Below are 19091 nucleotides of genomic sequence, written 5' to 3' on the forward strand. Positions count from 1 at the left end.
TCTCGAGCCGCAACATCCACGCCGCCATCCTCGACTCCAACCGCCTGTGCATGGCGATTTGAGCCTCAAAGTGAAAGAAGACATCATGTACGACGCAATCATCGTCGGCGGTGGACTCGCCGGCCTCTCGGCCGCCCACCGGCTTCGCCACCGCAATGTCCTGCTGCTCGAGAAGGAACCCCGCTTCGGTGGCCGGATCCGCTCCGAACGCCGCGGCGACTACTGGCTGAACTGGGGCGCGCACGTCTACAACGGCCCCGGCACCGCCACCGGCGACCTGATGAGTTCGGTCGGTATCGATTCGACGCCCGTGCCGGGCAGCCTCGCCGGGTTGGCGATGAACGGCAAACTGCTGACCTCCGGTCGGGTGGAGACCTATCCGTTCCGGGTGCCGATGTCCTGGTCCGACCGCGCCGCCCTCATGCGCGCCGGAATCAAGGTTCGGATGGCAGTGATGAAGTACGCCAAGGTTGCCGCGCCCCGCGACGGCGAGGACTACCGGGTTCGCCAGCAGCGAATCTACGACTTCCTCGGCGACAAGACCTTCACCGACTTCGTCGGTGACCTGCCCAACGACGCCGACGCCCTGTTTCGTCCCACGGTCAGCCGCTCCGCCGGCGACCCCGAACAGGTCTCCGCGGGCGCCGGTGTCGGCTACTTCCACCTGGTCTGGGACCGCAGCGGCGGGTTGTGCCGCAACATCGTCGGCGGACCGTCGACGCTGACCGAGACCATCGGTGCCGGACTCGGCGAGTCGGCCAAGATCGGCGCCGAGGTCACCGAGGTCGTGCACGCGAAGAACCACGTGATCGTCCGCTACCGCTACGACGGCAAGGACCACGAGGCCAAGGCCCGCTACGCAGTGCTGGCGACCACCGCCCCGGTCACGTCCAAGATTGCCCCCGACCTCGAGACCGACGTCCGCGACGCGCTCAGCAAAATCGTCTACGGTCCCTACGTCAGCGCCGCCTTCCTGACCAACGAAACCACCCCGCAACGGTGGGACTCCTCGTACGCGATCGCCACCCCCAAGCGCGCGTTCAACGTCTTCTTCAACATGTCGAACACCACCCGCGCGGCGGAACCGGTCCGCGGCAAGGGCAGCAGCATCATGGCGTTCTCCCCGGCCCGTTTCGCACGCCCGCTGATCGACCGCAGCGACGAGGAGATCCTCGACATCTACTACCAGGACCTCGACGACATCTTCCCCGGCTTCCCCGGGCAGGTAGAGGAGGCCATCGTCCAGCGGTGGCCACAGGGCCTGGCGTACTGCTTCCCCGGCCGCGGCACACTGCAGCCCACCCTCACCCGGCGCGGCAGCCGCATCATGCTCGCCGGCGACTTCCTCGGCACCTGGTACACCGAGACCGCGGTGCAGTCCGGCTTCGCTGCCGCCCAAGACATTCTGAGTGCACTGGCAACGCCGAGCGCCGTGCGCCCCATCGATGCAACCACCACCCTGATCGGAGACACTCATGGCTGACCTCACCGGGAAGGTAGCCCTCATCAGCGGCGGCTCCCGCGGACAGGGCGAAGCGGAGGCCCGGCTGTTCGCCGAGCGCGGCGCCAAGGTCGTCATTGCCGACATCCTCGACGACGACGTCGCGAAACTGGCCGCCGACATCGGCGCCGACCGCGCCCTCGCCGTCCACCTCGACGTCAGCGACCCCCAGCAGTGGGCCGACGCCCTCGCCGCCGGCATCGACGCCTTCGGACACATCGACGTGCTCATCAACAACGCCGGCATCTACTACCAAAACCCCATCACCGAGACCCCGGTCGAGCTCCTTTGTCCGCATCGATCACCGAGCATTCCTATCAGGTGTGCGGGCGAGCTGGTGGTGCGGGCGGTGGCGGGCATCGAGTCATACCGGCGCATCATCGAGGTCAACCAGATCGGCGTGTTCCTCGGCATGCAGACCCTCGCACCGCACATGGCGGAGATCGGTCGCGGCTCGATCATCAACATCGTCTCGGTGTCCTCGTTCGCGCCGCTGGACTACACCTCCGCCTACGCCTCGACCAAGTCCGCGCTGCTGGCGATGTCGAAGGCTGCGGTCGGCGAGCTCGGACCGAAGGGCATACGGGTCAACATGATTCATCCCGGTGGAGTGGCCACCGAGATGGGCGCACCGCAGGGCGCCGTTCCCACCGAATACTCCAAGGCCCCCCTCGGTCGCATCGGTCAACCCCGCGAAATCGCCACGGTCGCAGCCTTCCTGGCCTCCGACGACGCCTCGTACTGCACCGGCGCCGAAATCCTCGTCGACGGCGGATGGACCGTCGGAACCCGCAATCCGTGGACCACCACGGACTGATCGACACAGATTTCCGGTCACACACCCAGACCACCTCTGACCGGAACAACACAGTGCGGAGCGCGCGACGCTCCCAATGCTACGAGATCATGTGCTCCGCACTGTATTACAAACAAGTTCCGCCACATCGTGGATGCGACTGAATGGCTGATTCGGCGAACCTGCCCGACAGCGGCCACCCCAACCCCTCGACTCACCCACATCGGGAGATGAGCACCATGACCTATTCCGTGATCGACGAAGCCCCTTACGGGAAGTTTCACCGCAAACTCGTACTGCTGTCCTCCGGTGGACCCTTCCTCGACGGCTACATCCTCGGCAACATCGGCGTCGTCATCGTCGGCATCCAGAACCAACTGCACCTGACGTCAACCGAACTCGGTATCGTCGGAGCCGCAGCCCTCATCGGACTGTTCATCGGCGGCCTCGGGTTCGGCCGGCTCACCGACGTAATCGGCCGAAAACTAATGTACACCCTCGATCTGGCCGCCCTACTGGTGGGTTCGATTCTGTGTCTCTTCGTGCAGGAGGGGTGGCAGCTGATCGCGCTGCGACTGATACTCGGCATCGCGATCGGAGCCGACTATCCCATCGCGACAGCGATGCTCTCGGAATGGTTGCCGCGCAAAGAGCGCGGCCGGTGCATGGGTCTGTTGATGGCGTGGTGGTTCATCGGAGCATCCACCGCCTACATCGTCGGCTACCTGTGCGTGCAGGCCCTCGGCGACGACGCCTGGCGGTGGGTACTCGCCAGTGCAGCGATCCCTGCGCTGCTGATCATGATCGCCCGCCATGGCACCCCCGAGTCACCGCGTTGGCTGATCAGCAACGGGCACCGCGAACAGGCTCGCGTGAACATCGCCTCCGCGCTCGGCCGTGAGCCCAGCGAACGCGAACTCGATCTGCTCGCCGAACAGGAAACCCCCACCGGCATGAACTTCTGGAGCTCATTCAAGAAGCCGTACGGCAAGCGCACCCTGTTCGTCACCCTGTTCTGGACCTTCCAGATCATCCCACTGTTCGCCCTCTACACCTTCGGCCCGACCATCCTCGCCGCCTTCGACATGTCCGAGGACTCCGTGCTCGGGTCGCTGTTGATCAGCCTGGTCTTCCTGATCGGTCTGGTCCCCGCGATCAAGCTGATCGACAAGGTCGGCCGCCGGCCGCTGATCATCTGGTCGTTCGCACTGATGATCATCCCCCTGACCGTCCTCGGCCTGGCCCCGTACGCCGCCGCTCCCATCGTCATCGCCTGCTTCTGCCTGTACGCACTGTTCTCGGGTGGACCCAGCATCCTCGAATGGGCATACCCGACCGAGCTGTTCCCGACCGAGATCCGCGGCACCGCAGTCGGAATCGCAACCTCCGCCAGCCGGATCGGTGCTGCGGTCGGCACCTACCTGCTGCCGATCGGCCTCGACCACCTCGGCCTGGGAACCACCATGCTGCTCGGCGCCGGCATCACCTTCGCAGGTCTGATCGTCTGCATCGCCTGGGCACCGGAAACGAAGGGACGCTCCCTCCAGGAGTCCTCGGGCCTGGGAAAACTCGAGCCGCGGGCGGTTGACAGCGCCGCCTACTGACACACCACCAACCCGGTGCGCGTCCCGTACGCGAACCGGGTTCCCCTCAAGAAGCGTCAGAGGACAACCGTCAGAGAGCGTGAGATGACAACCGCGGAACACCCGTTGCCCCGCACACCCGACCGTTCGTCGTACCGGCCCCGCGTCCTCGTCACCGGCGTCGAACAACCCGAAGGTTGCCCACACCGCCCGACTCCTCGCCGATACCGGCTGCCGGGTCATCGCCCACAGCTTCTCCGCCGACGCCGCCGAAGCTGTTGCCGCCGAGATCACCGCAACCGGTGCCACCGCCTACCCGGCCGAGGCCGACTGGCCATCGAAACCGAAGTCGACAGGACCTTCACACACGTCGAGACTCACCACGGCGGAATCGATGCACTGATCCATACCGCCTGGCTGCCCGGCCCAGAAACCACCGCGCACAACCTCTCAGGCATAGACCACGCAGACAGGGGACGTTTCACCTACAGCCACATGACGATGCTGTTCCTGACCGTCCGCCGGGCGGCCGCGGCCATGCAGAACAACCCCACACCAGGCACCATCCTCACCGTCACCGGCCTGGGAGCAGGGACCACGATCGACAACCCCGGCACCGGCCTGGCCCGCGACTCGGTCAACGGCGCGATCAAATCGTTCACCCTGGCCGCAGCCCGCGACAACACACTGGCCGGCCTGCGCCCCAACACCATCCGGCTCACGGCTCCCGCCGCCGACGTCGCGGACGTCGTCCCACCCCGCCTCGACGAACTCCTGGCTCTCCTGCTGGCCGACCGGCCCCTCGGATCGGGACACGTCATTGCGGCCCAGTCAAACTACGCGCTGGTGCCCAGCCGACCACCACCCTGTGGCCCAAGGGGAACTCACCGTGACCGTGACATGCGAACCCATCACATCGACGGCAATCGAACCGACCGCCGAGGTGATCTTCACCAGCCGCGAACGCCCGGGCAATAACCCACCAGCCACGCTCTGGTCCGCCCAGAAAGATCACTGTATCCCCCAACATGCATTCGATATGTGATCGTCTCTCACACACCACAACGCTGGAGGAAGTATGACTGGAACCGACGAGAATGAATCTGTCCAATCGCAATCGACGTCGGACGTCGCGCCCAACTCCACGGTTGCTGCTGATGAGAACTTACGGAGCGCGCCGACTTCGGCAGGCATGGAACTGAGCGCCACGATGCTAGTCGACGGTATCGCGAGCGGGCAGGTTTGCGCCACGAGAGACATGATCAGCTTCTGGGGCGGATATGACCCCAGCACCGGCACTGTCATCGATCGCCGCCACCCACTATCCGGTGAATGCCTCACCGGCAAAATCTTTGTTCTCCCGCACGGTAAAGGCTCTAGCACGGGCAGTGCGGTGCTCCTCGACTCTATAGTCCTGGAAAACGCGCCGGCCGCAATCATATTGAACAGAGTTGACGAGATAATCGCATTGGGCTCGGTAGTTGCCGAAGAATTCTTCAAGCGAACGATTCCGGTCGCTGTGCTACCGGACAAGGACTTTGCCGTGGCATTGGAAGCCGACCGCATCGACATAACAATAGACGGTTCTGTTACTGCATTCGGGCATGAAGGAGCAACAATAAGATGACGGAACTCACGCTTTCATCCGAGGACCGGAAGATGCTGGACGGCGAACGCGGTGAGGGAGCGCAGATCGCGATGCGCATCGTCGCACGTATCGCACGCATCCAGGGTGCCACCGAACTCGTCGACGTGTCCCACGTGCATGTCGGCGGCAGCATCTATACCGGCCCCGGCAGCCTCGAAGTTATCGAAACACTCGTCGATCGAGGTGCCCAGGTCCGCGTGCCGACCACGATCAACTCCATCTCGATCGACCAGAAACGTTGGAAGACACAAGGGATCGACGAAGACTTTGCACACAAGGCAAATCGACTTGCCGCCGCCTTCGAGAATCTCGGGGCTTCTCCCATCTTCTCCTGCACCCCGTACGTCTTCCCGGCGGGACCACGATTCGGCGAGGACATCGTGTGGGCGGAGTCCAACGCCATCGTGTACGCGAACTCAGTCATCGGCGCCCGCACCAACCGCCACGGTGACTTCCTCGACATTTGCGCAGCCATCACCGGCCGTGCCCCTTTTGCCGGACTTCATCTACCGAAGAATCGAAAAGGTTCTTTCCTGGTCAAAGTACCGCCGATGGATCGGCTCGACGGGTCGTTCTATACCGCACTGGGGTACCTCGTCGGAAAGCATTCAGGCGAATTGATCCCCGTAATCGATGGAATATCTACCGAACCGTCCATGGAAGACCTGAAATCGTTTTGTGCCGCCGTGGCCACTGCTGGACCTGTCGGAATGTTCCATATGGTCGGAGTAACCCCCGAGGCGCCCACCGTCGAGGCCGCCCTCGGCGGCCGGAAACCGACGAGGATATTCGAGATTACAGGCGAGATGCTCTATGACACAGTGAAGGGTCTGTCCACCGGAGTTGGAACCAATCTCGACCTCGTTGTAGTAGGCAGTCCGCACTTCACGCTGGGTGATTGTGCCGAACTGGCCGGTTTGGTTGCGGGGAAGAAATGTGCTCCGGGCGTCGACTTCATGATCACCACCAACAAGTTCGTCCTTGATCAAGCTGTCCGTCAAGGATGGGCGCAGACCGTCGAAGAATTCGGCGCACGATTCAGCACCGACACGTGTCTTTGTATGCTCAACCCCGACATGCTCTCCGAGGATGTCAAAACGGTCATGACCAATTCGGGAAAGTTCGCGCATTACGGTCCGGGCCTCGTCCGGCGTGGCGTCTATTTCGGTACCATCAACGACTGCGTCGAGTCTGCCGTCGCCGGAATACCTCTCACGAGGACTCCTGCTTGGGCAGCAGGCTGACCGACCGTCGTTCCTATGCCCGAGTCAGACGAGGATCCGCAATCGCAGTGCTGGTCGCGCCGAACGAAAACTGTCGGATTCACTGTCGCCCCCGGTGCGATCGACCTCCGCAGGGACACGATGGGTTGCGGGTGCAGCGTGATCAAGAGGGGTAGCGCCAGAAGCCTGGCCGACCGGGTCATGTGCCTCGCGTGACCAGCCGGTCGCGATCGGCCGTCGTCGTCAGATGGGAGACAGTCGTTTCGACGAGGGTCTGCTGATCGGGGTTGAACGTGTCCCGCCGGCGTGTCGAAGGCGCAAGGTCTTCGGGCTGGTGACCATGCCTCGGCTGCGACGAGGGCCACCGTCGATACAGTGTTGCGCGGCTGACGCCGCTGGCCTCTACGATGCCGGCGACGGTGACGGGTTCGTCGGCATCGATCAACGCGAGCGTCGCGGCGAATATTAAATAACCAGGTCTGATTGTTGATTGCGTCGGACCATGGCATATGGCATATGGCGATCGATTCGGGCAAGAAGCGGCACTGGTTGGCGCTCATCCATGGTCGCCGTCTCCTGCCGGGCGGCTGCAACGTGCGGACGTGCCGGTGCTATGTGTGAAGCACTCACTCCCAAGGGAAGCGCGTGGTCACATGCTCGGGCGCAGGCAGCGTCTGAGCGGCAGCGATGCGCTTGATCGACTCAGGTGTCTCGCCTATCTGGAACGCGGATACGCGTCCCTCGATTCGTACGACGGCATACGTGCCCAGCCGGGGCACTTCGTCGGGGATCGCAATCTTGTGAGCGCCGGCGGCGAGTTCGCCGTCGAACGCGACCGCTGAGTGACCGACCGGTTCTGGCGGCACAAAGGTGGCCCAAAGCGCGTGGACCATGACAGGAGCGGCAACGGTGAGGGTCACGCGGAACGCTCGCGCACCCGCGTCGTACTCGACACCACCGGCCCCTCCTCCGAAAAGCTCCTCCACCTGTGCGACCAGCAATGGCGCAATACCGCCCAATCCCTGCATGAACTTCATCTGCGGGTTGAGCGTGCGAATCTCCGCCTGCAAGCGCTCCTTCTTGTCCGGCGGAACCATGCCGCCGAAGATCACGAGATCAACCTCGCGCATGTCGTAGTCGTCGAGCAGCGTGTCGAACTGGTTGGTCGCGTTCGCGCCGCATCCCCGGTCTCGCAGCAACTTCACGGCGTCGACCAGCACCGATCCACTGCGTCCGGCAATGAGCACGCGCTCCGTCCTTGCTGACATCTGAGCTCCTTGGTTGACTGATCTAAATGTTGGAAAGACCAACATGGCGAACATTGGCTGTGCCAACAATGGGTGTACGCTTGGAAATATGCGCGATCACCCCACCCCCGGCCGCACTCCGGATCGACTCAAGGAGCGTCCCACGTGGCTGCTGAGCCGGGCAGCGGCCCGAGCGTCCGCACTACTGGTTGCGGGATTCGCCGAACACGGCGACGGGCTGCGTGGGTACCACTACCGACTCCTCGCCGCACTCGAGCAATGGGGACCTGAGAGCCAAGCCGACCTTGGCCGCGACACCGGCATCGACCGCAGCGATGTGACCGCAGTCCTCGCCGAACTCGAAGCACGCAAGCTGGTCGAACGCGAAATCGACCCCCGTCATCGTCGACGCAAGATCGTGTCGATCACAAAGTCTGGCTCGACGACACTGAGGGAACTCGACGCCGTGCTCGACGGCATCCAGCAAGAGCTACTCGCGCCGCTGTCGGCGACCCAACGAACGCAGTTCATGTCGGTCATCTCACGACTCGGTGATCGGGAGCGACCATGAGCGTGCCGTTGCCTCGGGGCTGACTTCGGCCCGACACCCGGTCTCGGCGGTCAAGGTCACGCATCTGCTCAAGGCCGAGGGGTTCAGCCTGCAAGCGAACGCGAAGACCGTCGAGGGCGCCCAGACCGGGACGGGCAGTTCTCCAACCTCAACGAGGGCTAGCGGCGGCGTAGCCGGTCCTCGAGGTCAAGTTTGTGGTGTATCGGGTCACGTTCGACTGCTTGATGTTTCATGCCGCGAGTTGCGTGTGGCGAATTCGGCCAGGCCGGTGCGTAGGATCCGGTCGTGGACACAGGTGAGGAACTTCGCGGTGTCGAGTCCGTGGTCGGTGACGTGGTACCGGTGGGTGCCGGCGATGCCGGCGATGCGGGTGATCAGGTCATGGGTCTTGAGCCGGCGCAGGTCGTAGGTCCACTACGCCATTCACAAACACGAGAAGGCCCGGGTCTGGCTCGACAGCCTCCCGGTTCCACTGGCACGTCACTCCCACCTCCTCCTCGTGGCTCAATCTCGTCGAATGTTTGCTCCGATAAAGCTCTGCGGCGCGGGGTCTTTCACTCCGGACCGCACCTCATTGCCTCGATCGAGGAATGCCTCGATGCGCATAACGAAAACCCCCGACCGTACGAATGGACCGCGACCGCCGAATCCATCCTCGCCAAGGTCGCGCGCGGCCGCGTCGCGCTCGACAAGACCAGCTAAATCAGAGACACATCACTAGAATGGGGTGATCACATCGCGAGGAGACCCCATGGACAGGTGCCGGGCACCCCGGAAGCGGCGCCTCGACGAACCGGCCGCGACGCGCTGAGGGCCAACCATGCCGGACGACGCCACCGAGAACACTCGACGCCGGGTCGATGCAGACATCGTCGCGGAGCTGGCGGCCGAGGGCCTCGAGGACGGGTGTATCGCCGGGCGTGGCGGCTTCGGCATCGTGTATCGGTGCCGGCAACCCGCGCTCGATCGGGTGGTGGCCGTCAAGGTCCTGAGTCCCGATCCGGACCACATGGATCGCGCCCGTTTCCTGCGCGAGCAGCAGGCCATGGGCAGGTTGTCCGGGCACCCGAACATCGTCCACGTCCTGCAAGCCGGCATCACCTACACCGGACGCCCCTACATCGTGATGCCGTTCCATCGCCGAGACTCCCTCGAATCGTGGATCGCCGCGCACGGGCCGCTGACTGCGGCCGAGGTACTCGCCGTCGGGGTCAAGCTGGCCGGCGCCCTCGAAACCGCACACCGCGGGGGAGTACTGCATCGCGACATCAAACCCGCCAACATCCTGCTGACCGAGTACGGCGAACCACAGCTGACCGACTTCGGTATCGCCCGCATCGCCGGAGGTGACGAGACAACCCGGGACGGGTTGGTGGCCGGGTCTCCGGCCTATACCGCGCCGGAACTGCTCAGCGGCGCAGACGCCTCGGCCGTCACCGACGTCTACGGACTCGGTGCCACCCTGTTCACCGCACTCGCCGGCCACCCCGCCTACGCCCGTCGCCGGGGTGAACAGGTCTTCGCCCAACTCCTGCGCATCGGCACAGAGCCGTTGCCGGATCTCCGGGACACGGGGGTCCCCGACCCGGTCTGCGCCGTGATCGAGACGGCGATGGCCCGGGACCCCGCAGATCGGCCTGCCACCGCCGCCGAGCTGGGTGCCGTGCTGCGCGATGCCGGGAACCGGATGGGTCTCGCGCTGGCCGACCTGCCGTTGCCCCTTGCGGGTGACGACGACCGCCCCTTCCGGCCCTCGAACAAGGTCGGGGCCGGGGTGTCTGAATACCTGCGATATCGGACCGGCGGTGGCACCTGCATCGAACCAGGGCCACCGCCGAGCGCGTCCACCAAGTACCGCCCGCCGGTCACACCGGGGGCGGCGGTGCCGCGTACGCACCTACTCGAGCGCCTGCGCCGCAGCGGCCGTCCGCGTCTCGTGCTCATTCATGCACCCGCGGGGTTCGGCAAGAGTACACTCGCCGCCCAGCGGCTCGAGGCACTGCGGGACGAGGGCGTGGTAACGGCGTGGCTGACGATCGACAACGACGACAACACGCTTATCTGGTTCCTCACCCACCTGATCGAGGCCATCGCGGTCGCGCAGCCAGGTTTCGGCCGGGAACTGGTCCGCGAAATCGAGATCCATGGCGCCGGCCGCGAGCGATATGTTCTCACCTCGTTGATCGACAAGCTGCATTCCGCCGACCAGCACGTCGCCCTGGTCATCGACGACTGGCACCGCGTGAGCAACGAGGACACGCGATCGGCGCTGGCATTCCTGCTCGAGCAGGGCTGTCACCACCTGCACCTGATCGTCACCAGCCGTACCCGGCTCGGTCTCCCGCTCAGCACCATGGGCGTGCACAACGAACTCATCGAAATTGACGCCACGGCATTGCGTTTCAATGTTCACGAGTCGACCCAATTGCTCGTCGACCGTTCCGGACTCGCCCTGGACGAACCGGACATCGTCGAACTAGAACAGTCGACGGACGGGTGGGCGGCCGCACTGCAACTGGTCTCGCTGGCGCTACGCGATCACCCGAATCCACGGAGGCTGATCGAGCACCTGACCGGGGGGAATAGGGCCATCGGCGAGTATCTGGCCGACAACGTTCTCGGCAGTCTCGATCGACGAACCCTCGACTTCCTACTCGCAACCTCGATCACCGAGAAGACCTGCAGCAGCTTGGCACGCGCGCTCACCAGCGACCAGGAAGGCCAAGCAGAACTGGAGGACATCGAGTCACGGGATCTGTTCCTGCGACGCCTCGACGACGAGGGCGACTGGTTCCGCTATCACCACCTGTTCGCAGAATTCCTCCAACACCGCCTCGAGCGTGAGGATCCCGACCGGGTGATCGAACTCCATCGGCGTGCGGGCCGGTGGTTCGGAGGCCGGCACCTTCTCAGCCAGGCAGTCGACCACTATCTCCTCGCAGGCGACGAGGACGACGCTGTCGCGCTCGTCGAAAACGCCGCGATGGACCTGCTCGAGCAGTCGCAGATGGGAACTCTCCTCGGCCTCGCCGCGAAGTTGCCGGCGAAGACGACCACCAATCGCCCCCGACTGCAAATCGCACACGCGTGGGCGCACGCATTGCTGCATCACCCCCGCAACGCCGAACAATTTCTCTCGGTCGCGGAAACAGCACTCGACACCGCGGGCGACGATCCCGCATCGGTCGATATGCGCGTCGAGGCGGCCTTCATCCGGGCCACCGTCACAGTCTTCAACGATGGGCTCGACGGGCTCGACGAGGCCGTCGAGGGCTGCATGGCACGGGCCACCACCTTGCGACCCTGGGTGTTGTGCGGAGCGGCAGACGCCGCCTCCTTCCACGCTATCCATCGTTTCGACTTCGACGAAGCTCGCCGATGGCAGAAATGGGCGCTTCCCTTCCATCAGCGTTCCCGTGGCCCGTTCAGCGTCATCTACGGATACTGCATGGCCGGGATCGCGGCACGTGAACAACTCGATCTTCCGGCCGCGGAGGCGAACTTCCGCCATGCCATGGAATTGGCCACGGAAGCCGAGGAAGGGCTCGGTTATGGCACCCGGCTCACCGCCGCACTTCTCGGCGACTTCCTCTACGACCAGGGTCACCTCGCGGAAGCGGATCGGCTTCTCGACCGCAGCCACACTCTGGGGGCGGAGGGTGGCACCGTCGACTTCATGGTCGCCACCTATGGGACGGGTGCACGACTGAAGCGTCTGCTCGGACAGCAGGACGCGGCACAGACCCGTCTCGACGAGGGCGCCCGGCTGGCACATCGCCTGCGGTTGCCCCGACTGGCAGCGCGAATGGTCAACGAACGGGTCCGAACCGAACTCGGGCGGGCGGCATCCGGGACCCAGGTCGACCGCGAGCCCGCACCTCGCAGCGACCGGCACAACGGAATTGCCGTCCTCACCTCAGAATTGGAGGAGGACTCGATGATCCGGGAGGCACTGACTGCCCAGACCGAGGTGCACGACCTGGAAGCGGTCCATGCGCGGGTGCTTGCACTCGTCGAGTCGATCGACCGACGGGCCCGCCCCCGCGCATTCCTCAACGCCGCCCTGCTGAAGGTCGAAGTGCTGGCCGCCACAGGACGCGAGGATGCCGCGCTGGCGGAACTGTGGCCGCTCGCCGAGCAGTGCGCCCGCCTCGGGCTGGTCCGACCGATACTCGACGCCGGGCCTGCCGTGAGCCGGTTGGCACGAGGTCTCCGGGCACAAGGCGCGGGCGCTACTGCGTCCACCGTCTTGGCGGGGTATCTCGTCGAGCTGGAGAAGCAACCGACCTGACCATGCCAGTGTCAAGAGGACACTCGATTGTTCAACTCCTGCAGGGCATATGCCGTGATCTCGAGGAGTGAAGTCTTGACCGAGGCACGGTTACGTGCATCGACGGAGATGATCGGCCCGGGGCCGCGACGGCCGACGCGGCCAGGATGTCGTCCAGGGGGTATCGCGGTGCTCTTCGAAATCGTTGACGGCCACAAGGAAGGGAAGCCCACGGGATTCGAAATAGTCGACAGCGCGAAACTGCCGTCGAGACGGCGGGTGTCGATCAGAACGATCGCACCGATCGCTCCGCGCACGAGGTCGTCCCATGCCGAGGGAATCGACGAGCCTCTCGATCCGTCGGGGCGAGACACCGAGCGGGTAGCAGGTCGCCACCACAGAGGTCAGCGCCTTCTCGGTCCGTCTGCGGCGCTGCAGCAACCGATCCGGAAGATATGAGCCGGAACGAAGCCTGGGGATGGCGACGTCGAGAGTGTCGGCACGGGTATCGAAAGCGCGGTGGCGATAGCCGTTGCGGCTGTTGACGCGATCCTCGGAGCGTTCGCCGAAACGGCGCCCCACAGGTTGTCCGGCCTCAGCACCCTTGACGGCAGGCGAGCGAATGAATACAGTCGCCACTAGTGCGCGACTACGTGACGCACGCCATACTCGTCCCATAGGAGTGACAATGAGGCCCGCTCAATTGCGCAAGCGCTAGCGCAGGTCAACCACTCGAACGCCCCTCGACGGCGCCGTGGCCGCAGCTGCCTTCTGCGTGTTCATGAACCAGTTCCGCCGAATCACCCTCCAAGCAGGCAGCCGCCACTCTCTTATCAAGACAGACAGGACTCCTGATGACCGTGCAGTCACAGATCCCGGTTTCCGACATCGATCTCTTCACCGACGACGCGCTGCGGGACCCGTACGCGTTGTACGCCGCGCTGCGCGAGATGGGCCCAGTGGTTCACCTTCCCCAGTACGACCTCTACGCGATCACCCAATACGCAGGGGTGCGTGAGGTCACCATGAACTGTGAGGTCTTCAGTTCCGCTCAGGGGGTCGGGCTGAACGACGTGTTCAATACGGCGACAAGAGGCAACATCATCAACAGTGACCCGCCGGAGCACCGAGTGATGCGGCAGGTGTTACAACGCCCGCTGGCAGCGGAGAAGCTGCGAGACATCGAACCGCTACTGCAAAGGGAAGCCGCAGCGGTCGTGAATCGAGTTCTCGCCAGCGGTTCGTTCGACGTGATCGAGGAACTCGCCCAGCACCTGCCCTTGACCGTTGTCTCCAAGCTCGTCGGCCTGGGCGATTACGGACGTGAACGGATGCTCGACTGGGCCGCGGCAGCATTCGACGCGCTCGGCCCGATGAACGAGCGTACCGCCGCCGCGCTGCCCAAAGCGAAGGAAATGGTCGACTTCGCCCTGAGCGCCAAGCCTGACACCCTCGACCCGGATGGTTGGGCGGCGGCTCTCTTTGCCGCGGGTGAGGCGGGTGAGCTTCCCGCGGAGAAGTGCCCCGTCATGGTCCAGGACTACACGGCACCGTCTCTCGACACCACGATTCTGGGGATCGGCAGCATCCTCTGGCTGTTCGCCACCCATCCTGATCAGTGGGAGAAAGTGCGTCAAAATCCGGCGCTGATCCGGCATGCCATCAATGAGGGACTCAGATTGGAGTCCCCGATCCAGCTGTTCTGTCGAGTCGCCACCGAAGACCACCGGTTGGGCGATGTCACCATCACGGCCGGGTCGCGCGTCATGGTCCTCTACGGATCCGCGAACCGCGATGAGCGGAAGTACCAGAATGCCGACGTTTTCGACGTCACCCGTAAGGCGAGCGATCACCTGGCGTTCGGTGCCGGTGAGCACGCTTGCATCGGAATGACTCTCGCGCGGTTGGAAATCAGGCTTCTCTTAGAGCAGCTCGTTCCTCGAGTCAAGACATTCGAACTGGGTGACGGTGAGCGCATGCTCAATAACCTGCTTCGTGGCTTCTCTCACCTGGAGATGCGCGCAATCTTGGATGACGAGTGATAGCGCGGGTGCCAAGTCGCATGTCTTCGGGCAATCGTCGTTCGCCGAGTCGGCCATCGCCTCAGGGCGTAGCGTCGTCAAGCTCCCCGAAGACTTGCCGCTGGAATACGCGGGTCCCTCGGCTTTGCTCAACGCCGTCGCCACCCGAGCGGACACGATCATTGCGGTCGCCATCAATGACGGCCGCAATGTGCTCGGCGAAGAAGTTCCGCGCCTCGCACTCAACAGGCTCGAGGGAAGGCCGTCGCACGCATTTGGGAGATCGCCGGCGGAGGTGCGCAGACTGGGCGCGTACGTCGACATGTTCCGACTGGAATTCGAATGACGACTGAATACAGTAGATATTAATCAAGCCTAGCCGGGTCCACTCGGGTAGAGGCGAAGGCGGAATCGAATCAGCAGCTTCAAGGTAGCGCTGGCAAATGATATTTGGAGGAATAGAGAAATGCTTCACACCACCTCGACGGAAGTCCTGGTCGTAGGGGCCGGACCGGCGGGCCTGACGGCCACTGCGCTGCTTGCCGACTTGGGAGTCGATGCCATCACCGTGTCTCGTCACTCCGGTACAGCTCCGCAGCCGCGCGCCACCGTCACGAACCAACGCACAGTGGAGGTCCTCCGTGACCTCGGCATCGAGGAAAATGCCAAGCGCGTCGGCATCCCCTTCAAGGAGCAAGGAAACTACGTCTACGCGACGAGTTTCACGGGGGATGAGATCATCCGCTACCGCACGTATGGCGTCGATCAAAGGGCGTCGGACTATCTGATGGCCAGCCCGTGCGAGAACTACAATATCGGTCAGCACCGACTCGAGCCGGTGCTGCTCGAGGGGGCGAAGTCCAAGGGAGCCACCGTTCGATTCGGCCACGATGTGGTGGCGATCGAGCAGTCCAGCAGCGGGGTAACTGCGACCATCCTGGATCGTGACTCAGGCGAAGAGTACCGCATTCATGCCCAGTACCTGATAGCTGCGGACGGCGGGCGCTCGCGCATCGCGGAGCAGCTGGGCATCCCTTTCGAGGGAGAGTCCGGGGTCATGAAAATGATGAGTGCGTGGCTCGAGGTCGACCTCACTGAGTACGCGGCCTATCGGCCAGGCCACTTCTACTTCATGATTCAGCCGGGAGGTGACTCCTGGATCGGTTCGGGTACGTTCCTCAATGTCGCTCGGTGGAACGAGTGGGTTTTCGCCCGACAGTTCGACCCTAGCCAGGGCGAGCCCGACCGTTCCGACGAGGCAGTCATCGAGGCTGCGCGATCACTGATCGGGGTCCCGGACATTCCCGTGCGGGTGAAGGACACGGCCCTCTGGGAGGTCAACCACACTGTGGCCGAGACGTACCGCCGAGGCCGCGTGTTTCTGGCCGGCGACGCCGCTCACCGACACCCTCCCGCGGGCGGATTGGGTAGCAACACCTCGATTCAGGACTCCTACAACCTCGCATGGAAGCTCGCCTTCGTGTTGCGGGGATGGGCGGGCGAGGCGCTGCTCGACAGCTATGACCAGGAGCGTCAGCCTGTTGGACGGCATGTGGTCGAGCGAGCGATGCAGAACCTGGGCAACATGCGCGCGGTGGGAGCTGCGATCGGCTTACGCGCCGGCCAGTCGGCCGAAGAGGGCTGGGCGATCTTGCGCGAGCTGTGGGCCGACGGGCCGGTTGGCGCCGAGAGACGCGAGAAGCTTGCCGCTGCAACTGACTTACAGCACTATCGGACGACTGCCCACGGGACAGACATAGGTCAGCGCTACACCTCGTCGAGTGCGGTGCTGGATGACGGAACATCGTGGCCGGAGTCGACTCGGGACCCGGAGCTGTACTACCAGCCTACGACTCATCCAGGTGCGTATCTCCCGCATGCTTGGGTGGAGCAGGACCGTAGACGCGTCTCGACACTCGACCTGGCGGGGCACGGACGGTTCAGCCTGATCGTCGGCATCGGAGGTGAGTCGTGGAGCAAGGCGGCTCAGTCAGTGGCCGCCGACTTGGGGATCGAGCTGCCGGTGTTTCATATTGGGTACCGGTGCGAGTACGACGACGTTGCCGGTGACTGGACGCGGATGCGGGAGATCGGCGATGGTGGTGCTCTTCTGGTGAGGCCGGACCGCCACATCGCTTGGCGTGCACAGGATCGGTCGGACACTCCTGCAGAGGAACTCGCCGCCGCATTGCGTGATGTCCTCGCACTGACCGGAACACCTGAGGTATAGCAGGGCCCGTTCAACGTTGCTGGGTTGTGGGTCAGGCGGTGGTGTGAGGGGCACGGTGTAGCCGAGCGCGGCGAGTTGGGTGCTGAGGTTACGGATGCGTCGCGTGGTGTTGATGCGGAAGTGTAGTAAGCGTTCTTCGAGAAAGGTATTGGTCTTCGCGGCGGCGGGGGCGACCGCCGAGCAACCCTTTCGGGTAAGGGTTGCTCCGCGGGTGCGCCCGCCGCCGGCGGTGGCACCGGACTGGATGGCGCGGAGACAGCTTCGCTCACGACACCATGTGTGCGACGATGGGGTACCTGGATATGTCCAGGCCGATCTCGGCGGGATATCCATCTGACAATCAACGAGATACGGCGATTGTTCAATAGCGTCGCATGTCCGGTGCGACACGCCCTCGCCCGAGCCGGACACTGGTCGAACCGATCCGGATGATTCCTTGGGTGGGTCGCAACGGCGAAATATCCAGTCGTAGTAGAAGAATTGAACTTGCAGAAACAATTCGGCCACCGCGAAGGCCGACTCGTAAATGCAACTACTCACACCCGACCCGTCCCGGCGGCAAGGGTCGACGACCCGACTCTGGTGTCGACCGCGGGACTGGTCCCGGTGATGGAATTGGAGCAGGCCAGCGGCCTGCTCACTTTCGCCGACGAGCACCTGAGCGTGCCGACCGACAAGGGCGCCAACCCGTGCTGCACTGTTGGATCGCTGGTCGGTCGGATGGTCACCGACGCCGACGGGATCGCCGACCTGCCGGTCCTGCGGCACGAGTGTCGCCTCGCCTGAGCACACAAGAGCCGAGAGGCGACCATGTCGAGTTGGTAGATGTGCCCGAAGTATTCGCGGAGGAGCGTTCCCGTGTCGACGGCATGTAGGTCGGTCGAAGACGGTTCCTGTCGCCCCCGCCGACCCGCTGGTTCGGGCCGATCTCGCCTTCTACGGGTACCCCACCATCGGTTCAGGAATTGGAGCTGGCGGCCGAGAACGACGGCGCCCGAATGAACGGGTCGTCCCTCCGCGGGCGCGGCAGTCCTGGGGCTCATCGGAAACGACCAGGTAGGCAGGGCCTCGTTGGCAGTGCCCAAACAGTCATCGAGGCTGAATTCGGGTCAAGTGACAGAACCCCTCGAGGAGACCGATATGTCCGCAATGAATTCGAGGCAAGTTAGTGCAGAAGGGATCCGCCGCCCCAATATCTGCTCACACACCAACGACGCGCGTACCGGATAAAGCAGGATAAACGGCCCGATTGCGGGGGAATGCTGGCGGGTCATCAGGATCCTAATCATGTCCGGCATCGAGGACTCCTCGACCAAGGCACAGTAGTGCTGCCGCCAAGGCGCGGTGGCGACCCGCCTACTGGGCGAATCCACACCGCACCACTGAGTATGGGAGGTCTTTGAGCCGCGCCGAAGCCGTTGCCACACCGCCGATTCCTACTTGCCAAACAGCTGAAAACCCGCGAGGAGCGGGCACCACTTGGCATTTGAAGATCTCCGGCGCGAGCAATCGCCCCTCGACGACGGGGGCGCCCTGCCACGACGATGTCCTGATCGTCCTCACCAACACCTGAGCCGCCACCCCAGAATCAGCTGTTACCAGGCTCAACCCGAAGTTTGTCAATCTCGCCGTGTGCTGCCGGAACCCTGCGAGCCCGAACCGACCGTCTTTGAGGGAATATCTTCATACTGATCCTTCGTGTCGTCCGCGCATACACTCAAACCGGTCGCGTAGTCAGCCCCTGACGCTACGACGCATGGTTAGCGCGTCCCACCGAGAACGCGGAGCACTGTGAACCGTGAGTGCCAGCGCTGGGAATGTCAGCCGGACCCGGCGACATGATTCTCAATTTACGAGAGTCGGGTGGTTCAGGCCAAGATGAGCCCGTGCGGGTCGAGGACGAACTTCGTTGCGGCGCCAGAGTCGAAGTCGGCGTAGCCCCGGGGGGGGGGTGTCCCTATGGTTCCCGTCAAGCCGCCGAGGGGAGCGGTGCCCGGTAGA

At 63.9% G+C, this 19091-nt stretch carries 12 protein-coding genes and 3 pseudogenes; 13 read left to right on the plus strand and 2 right to left on the minus strand.

From position 1 onward, the window contains the following. Nucleotides 1-85: 85 nt before the first annotated feature. The 6 genes from P3H15_RS49430 to P3H15_RS49455 all read left to right on the plus strand — a co-directional run bounded on the left by P3H15_RS49430 (nt 86) and on the right by P3H15_RS49455 (nt 6772). Nucleotides 86-1483, plus strand: a complete 1398-nt coding sequence (locus P3H15_RS49430) for an NAD(P)/FAD-dependent oxidoreductase (RefSeq protein WP_276144047.1) — start codon at nt 86-88, stop codon at nt 1481-1483. Beyond that, nucleotides 1476-2318: an SDR family NAD(P)-dependent oxidoreductase gene (locus P3H15_RS49435; protein ID WP_276144048.1), complete on the plus strand. Its 843-nt coding sequence runs from the start codon at nt 1476-1478 to the stop codon at nt 2316-2318. The genes P3H15_RS49430 and P3H15_RS49435 overlap by 8 nt, the downstream gene beginning before the upstream one ends. A gap of 209 nt (nt 2319-2527) precedes the next feature. Beyond that, nucleotides 2528-3901, plus strand: coding sequence for an MFS transporter (locus P3H15_RS49440; protein ID WP_276144049.1), 1374 nt, complete (start codon nt 2528-2530; stop codon nt 3899-3901). Between the two features lie 474 nt (nt 3902-4375). Next, nucleotides 4376-4858, plus strand: coding sequence for a hypothetical protein (locus P3H15_RS49445; RefSeq protein WP_276144050.1), 483 nt, complete (start codon nt 4376-4378; stop codon nt 4856-4858). Between the two features lie 100 nt (nt 4859-4958). Beyond that, nucleotides 4959-5507, plus strand: a complete 549-nt coding sequence (locus P3H15_RS49450; protein ID WP_276144051.1) for a DUF126 domain-containing protein — start codon at nt 4959-4961, stop codon at nt 5505-5507. Further along, the gene (locus tag P3H15_RS49455) at nt 5504-6772 is read left to right on the plus strand and encodes an aconitase X catalytic domain-containing protein (protein ID WP_276144052.1); all 1269 of its coding nucleotides are present in this window, start codon (nt 5504-5506) and stop codon (nt 6770-6772) included. Before P3H15_RS49450 ends, P3H15_RS49455 begins: the two co-directional genes overlap by 4 nt. A gap of 605 nt (nt 6773-7377) precedes the next feature. Here P3H15_RS49455 and P3H15_RS49465 read toward each other — a convergent pair. Continuing rightward, the gene (locus P3H15_RS49465) at nt 7378-8019 is read right to left on the minus strand and encodes a hypothetical protein (protein WP_276144054.1); all 642 of its coding nucleotides are present in this window, start codon (nt 8017-8019) and stop codon (nt 7378-7380) included. Nucleotides 8020-8107: 88 nt separating this feature from the next. Between P3H15_RS49465 and P3H15_RS49470 the strand changes: the two genes are divergently transcribed. From P3H15_RS49470 to P3H15_RS49480, 3 genes and pseudogenes are all read left to right on the plus strand, one after another. Further along, entirely contained in the window at nt 8108-8569 is a 462-nt protein-coding gene (locus P3H15_RS49470; protein WP_276144055.1) for a MarR family winged helix-turn-helix transcriptional regulator, read from the plus strand. A gap of 412 nt (nt 8570-8981) precedes the next feature. Next, nucleotides 8982-9271, plus strand: a pseudogene (locus tag P3H15_RS49475) (IS630 family transposase); the annotation flags it as partial. 118 nt (nt 9272-9389) lie between these two features. Beyond that, on the plus strand, nt 9390-12860 hold the full coding sequence (locus P3H15_RS49480; protein ID WP_276144056.1) for a serine/threonine-protein kinase: 3471 nt from the start codon (nt 9390-9392) through the stop codon (nt 12858-12860). Nucleotides 12861-13169: 309 nt separating this feature from the next. Here the strand turns inward: P3H15_RS49480 and P3H15_RS49485 are convergent. After that, nucleotides 13170-13517 (minus strand): annotated as a pseudogene (locus P3H15_RS49485) (transposase); the annotation flags it as partial. 176 nt (nt 13518-13693) lie between these two features. On the opposite strand from P3H15_RS49485, the gene P3H15_RS49490 reads away from it, so the two are divergent. From P3H15_RS49490 to P3H15_RS49505, 4 genes and pseudogenes are all read left to right on the plus strand, one after another. Continuing rightward, nucleotides 13694-14881: a cytochrome P450 gene (locus P3H15_RS49490; protein ID WP_276144057.1), complete on the plus strand. Its 1188-nt coding sequence runs from the start codon at nt 13694-13696 to the stop codon at nt 14879-14881. Further along, on the plus strand, nt 14871-15206 hold the full coding sequence (locus P3H15_RS49495) for a hypothetical protein (protein WP_276144058.1): 336 nt from the start codon (nt 14871-14873) through the stop codon (nt 15204-15206). Before P3H15_RS49490 ends, P3H15_RS49495 begins: the two co-directional genes overlap by 11 nt. 120 nt (nt 15207-15326) lie before the next feature. Beyond that, the gene (locus P3H15_RS49500) at nt 15327-17090 is read left to right on the plus strand and encodes an FAD-dependent monooxygenase (RefSeq protein WP_276144059.1); all 1764 of its coding nucleotides are present in this window, start codon (nt 15327-15329) and stop codon (nt 17088-17090) included. A gap of 486 nt (nt 17091-17576) precedes the next feature. Then, nucleotides 17577-17858: pseudogene (locus tag P3H15_RS49505) on the plus strand (hypothetical protein); the annotation flags it as partial. Nucleotides 17859-19091 lie beyond the last annotated feature (1233 nt).

It is taken from the genome of Rhodococcus sp. T2V, assembly GCF_029269925.1.
GTDB classification, from domain to species: domain Bacteria; phylum Actinomycetota; class Actinomycetes; order Mycobacteriales; family Mycobacteriaceae; genus Rhodococcus_F; species Rhodococcus_F koreensis.

Excerpts from the sequence above, each read along its gene's own strand:
- P3H15_RS49435 (WP_276144048.1), top strand. The coding sequence starts at position 1,476 with ATGGCTGACCTCACCGGGAAGGTAGCCCTCATCAGCGGCGGCTCCCGC.
- P3H15_RS49450 (WP_276144051.1), top strand. The coding sequence starts at position 4,959 with ATGACTGGAACCGACGAGAATGAATCTGTCCAATCGCAATCGACGTCG.
- P3H15_RS49430 (WP_276144047.1), top strand. The coding sequence starts at position 86 with ATGTACGACGCAATCATCGTCGGCGGTGGACTCGCCGGCCTCTCGGCC.
- P3H15_RS49480 (WP_276144056.1), top strand. The coding sequence starts at position 9,390 with ATGCCGGACGACGCCACCGAGAACACTCGACGCCGGGTCGATGCAGAC.
- P3H15_RS49470 (WP_276144055.1), top strand. The coding sequence starts at position 8,108 with ATGCGCGATCACCCCACCCCCGGCCGCACTCCGGATCGACTCAAGGAG.
- P3H15_RS49500 (WP_276144059.1), top strand. The coding sequence starts at position 15,327 with ATGCTTCACACCACCTCGACGGAAGTCCTGGTCGTAGGGGCCGGACCG.
- P3H15_RS49490 (WP_276144057.1), top strand. The coding sequence starts at position 13,694 with ATGACCGTGCAGTCACAGATCCCGGTTTCCGACATCGATCTCTTCACC.
- P3H15_RS49445 (WP_276144050.1), top strand. The coding sequence starts at position 4,376 with ATGACGATGCTGTTCCTGACCGTCCGCCGGGCGGCCGCGGCCATGCAG.
- P3H15_RS49440 (WP_276144049.1), top strand. The coding sequence starts at position 2,528 with ATGAGCACCATGACCTATTCCGTGATCGACGAAGCCCCTTACGGGAAG.
- P3H15_RS49495 (WP_276144058.1), top strand. The coding sequence starts at position 14,871 with ATGACGAGTGATAGCGCGGGTGCCAAGTCGCATGTCTTCGGGCAATCG.
- P3H15_RS49455 (WP_276144052.1), top strand. The coding sequence starts at position 5,504 with ATGACGGAACTCACGCTTTCATCCGAGGACCGGAAGATGCTGGACGGC.
- P3H15_RS49465 (WP_276144054.1), bottom strand. The coding sequence starts at position 8,019 with ATGTCAGCAAGGACGGAGCGCGTGCTCATTGCCGGACGCAGTGGATCG.